The following is a 2,538-nucleotide window of genomic DNA, read 5'->3' as shown; positions in this document are numbered from 1 at the left end:
GGTCCAGGCCGAGCGCGCGCCGCACGGGGGAGTGGAGCCCGTCCGCGGCGACGAGCCACCGCGCCCGGAGCCCCGCCGCCTCCACGCCGTCCCGTCCCTGCCGTACGTCGCCGACCCGGCCCGCCACGACCCGTACGCCCAGCTCCGCCGCCCGCCTGTCCAGCGCGGCGCTCAGCTCCGTACGCCGCACCCCGAGGCCCGTGCCGGCACGGAACGCGGCCTGCGCGCGGTGCGGGCCGTCCACGTACCGGATGCCGTGCAGCGGGTGACCGGCCGGGGCGGCACCGAGCGCGTGCAGCGACCGCACACCGCCCGGCATGACGCCCTCGCCGCACGCCTTGTCCACCGGGTGCGGTCGCGGCTCCACCACCACGGCCTCCATCCCGGCCAGCGCCGCCCGGATCGCCGTGGCGAGCCCCGCAGGACCGCCGCCCGCCACCAGGACATCGATCACCGCGCCCCGCCCCTGGCCGCCGGCGGGGCCTCGTCCACGAGCGCCTCCCCAGCCCCGGACCCGGACCCGGACCCGGACCCGGCCCCAGCCCCGGACCCGGACCCGTCCCCGGTCCCGGCCCCAGCCCCGGACCCGGTCCCGGACCCGGGCGCGCCCGCCGGGCGGCCGAGCGCGGCGTCCTCGCACCGCACCCGCACCGTCAGCAGCACCGCGTTGCACACCGTGAACAGCAGCGCCGTCACCCACGCCCCGTGGACCAGCGGCAGCGCGAGCCCCTCGGCCACCACCGCCACGTAGTTCGGATGGCGCAGCCACCGGTACGGCCCTCCCGCCACCAGCGGCAGACCGGGCACCACGAGTACCCTCGTGTTCCAGCGCGGCCCCAGCGTCACCACGCACCACCAGCGCAGCGCCTGCGCCGCCACGACCACCGCCAGCATCGTCCAGCCGAGCGGCGGGACGAACGGCCGCCCCGCCAGACCCACCTCGGCGAGACAGCCGACGAGGAGGCCCGTGTGCAGGACCACCATCACCGGGTAGTGGCGCCACCCGTACTCGACGGCGCCGCGCGCCCGGCTCCAGCGGGCGTTCCGCCGGGCGACCACCAGTTCGGCGCCGCGCTCCACGCCGATCGCCAGCACCAGCAGGGCGTACCAGTCCACGTCTCTCCTTCCCTTGTCATCGACTACCAGCGCAACAGCACCAGTTCGGTGCAGAAGCCCGGCCCCATCGCGAGCAGCAGCCCCGGCGTCCCGGCCGGCGGTCTCCGGCCGGCCGCCAGCGTGTCGCGCAGCACGTGCAGCACCGAAGCGGACGACAGATTGCCGACGTCCGCGAGCGAACGCCGGCTCACCTCCAGCGCCCCGTCCGGCAGATCGAGCGCCTCCGCGACCGCGTCCAGGACCTTCGGCCCGCCCGCGTGGCTCACCCACGCCGTCACATCGCCCCGTCCGAGGCCGTGCTCGGCGAGGAAACCGTCCACGTCGTCCGCGAGGTTCTTGCGGACGACGTCCGGCACGGACGGATCCAGCACGACACGGAACCCCGTCGCGGTGACGTCCCAGCCCAGCAGCCGCTCGGTGTCCGGATACAGCGTGCTCCTGCTCGCCACCACCGTCGGACCCGCGGACTCCGCGTGTCGCCGGGCCCCGCACGCCACCACGGCCGCCGCCCCGTCCCCGAACAGCGCCGTCGCCACCAGATTGGCCGGCGACGGGTCCGACCGCTGGAACGTCAGCGAGCACAGCTCCACCGACAGCAGCACCGCCACATGGTCCGGCCAGCCCCGCAGATAGTCGTGCACCCGGCCGAGACCCGCCGCCCCCGCCACGCACCCCAGCCCGAACACCGGCAGCCGCCGCACGTCCGGCCGGAACCCGAGCCGCCCGGCCAGGCGTGCGTCCACGGACGGCGCCGCGATCCCCGTCACCGACGTGAACACCACCAGGTCCACGTCCCGCGCCGACAGCCCCGCCTCCCGCAGCGCCCCGGACACCGCGTCGGCACCCAGCTCCACGGCGCCCTCGATGAACGCGTCGTTCACGGTGCCGAAGTCGTCGAGCCCGCCGTACCGGTCGAGCGGCAGCGCCGTATGGCGGCACCGCACCCGCGCGCCCTCGTGCACCCGGTCGAGCACCCGCCGGTCCGCGCCCTCGGGCAGACAGTTCCGGGCCACCATGTCGGTGAGGTCGCGCTGTCGGTGCCGGTGGGGCGCCAGGACTCCGTGCACGGCTGCGATCCGGGTCATCAGAGCTCCATATCGGGGACAACGTGACCGCATGTGTGCCCTGACACCGTGTCGTCGTACCACCGGGTCGCCCGTTGAGCGCCTACGATCGCCGCGTGGACGCCACAGACCGGGCCGCCACGGTGCCGCACCGCACCGGCGCGCCGGCCCCCGCCACGACGCCACCCGCCACGACGCCACCCGCCACGACTCCCTCCGTACGGAACCGACACCCCCTCCGCGGGCTGATGACGGCCTGTCACCCAGGACCGGCGGCCGCCGTCACCCTGCTCACCACCGCCCTCGCCGCCGCCGCGGGACAGGACGTCCCCGGCTGTCTGCTGATCGCCGCGGCGGT

General features: G+C 76.2%; 2 protein-coding genes and 2 pseudogenes. 1 reads left to right on the top strand and 3 read right to left on the bottom strand.

Going from position 1 to position 2,538, the window contains the following annotated elements:
* From HTZ82_RS06140 to HTZ82_RS06130, 3 genes and pseudogenes are all read right to left on the bottom strand, one after another.
* The coding region (locus HTZ82_RS06140) for an FAD-dependent monooxygenase (RefSeq protein WP_175408252.1) at positions 1 to 454 on the bottom strand (454 nt) is incomplete at its 3' end.
* A gap of 161 nt (positions 455 to 615) precedes the next feature.
* A pseudogene (locus HTZ82_RS06135) lies at positions 616 to 1,116 on the bottom strand (isoprenylcysteine carboxyl methyltransferase family protein); the annotation flags it as partial.
* 23 nt (positions 1,117 to 1,139) lie between these two features.
* Positions 1,140 to 2,201 carry a type III polyketide synthase gene (locus HTZ82_RS06130; protein WP_175408250.1) on the bottom strand — a complete coding sequence of 354 codons (1,062 nt, stop codon included), beginning with the start codon at positions 2,199 to 2,201 and terminating at the stop codon, positions 1,140 to 1,142.
* A 95-nt stretch (positions 2,202 to 2,296) separates the two neighbouring features.
* Between HTZ82_RS06130 and HTZ82_RS06125 the strand changes: the two are divergent.
* Positions 2,297 to 2,538, top strand: a pseudogene (locus HTZ82_RS06125) (hypothetical protein); the annotation flags it as partial.

Source organism: Streptomyces sp. TRM64462, assembly GCF_013362995.1.
In the GTDB taxonomy this organism is placed as follows: domain Bacteria; phylum Actinomycetota; class Actinomycetes; order Streptomycetales; family Streptomycetaceae; genus Streptomyces.
This window is presented reverse-complemented; position numbering and strand designations above follow the sequence as displayed.